This is a genomic window from Vibrio sp. 1978, from assembly GCF_033344345.1.
Genome location: NZ_JAWPOP010000888.1, coordinates 1 through 548 on the forward strand (window position 1 = coordinate 1; position 548 = coordinate 548).

A 548-nucleotide genomic window follows, 5' to 3' on the forward strand; every position below is an offset into this window, starting at 1 on the left:
ATTCTCGGCGACCAACTCAACAGCGAGCATTCTTGGTTTCAGCAAGCGGATGATACCGTGCTTTACTTGATTGCTGAGCTCAAGCAAGAAAATACTTACGTTACGCATCACATTCAAAAGGTGTGCGCCTTCTTCTCCGCGATGGCTATTTTTGCTCAAGAGAAGCAAGAAGAAGGGCATCATGTTCTGCATCTAACGTTGGATGACACTGCCGCTTTTGACGATCTTGACCAAGTATTGCAGCACTACGTTCGTGAAGTAGGGGCAAGCAAATTTGAGTATCAACGGCCTGATGAATATCGACTGTTGGAACAACTGACCAAGTTGAAATTAGAAGGTGTTGTCAAACGTTGCGTCGATACCGAGCATTTTTTACTGCCTTTTGCAGAAATAGAACAGCAGTTCCCGCAAGGCAAACACGTTATGATGGAGCACTTTTACCGACGGATGCGCAAGCGCTTTGATATTTTGATGCAAGACGGTAAGCCAGTGGGTGAAAAGTGGAATTACGATGCCAACAACCGTAATAAACTGAAAGTGAAAGATAT

Annotated in this window: 1 protein-coding gene; it reads left to right on the top strand. The window is 44.5% G+C overall.

From position 1 onward, the window contains the following. A partial coding sequence (locus R8N49_RS29695; RefSeq protein ID WP_318190772.1) for a cryptochrome/photolyase family protein occupies positions 1-548 on the top strand: 548 nt, incomplete at both ends.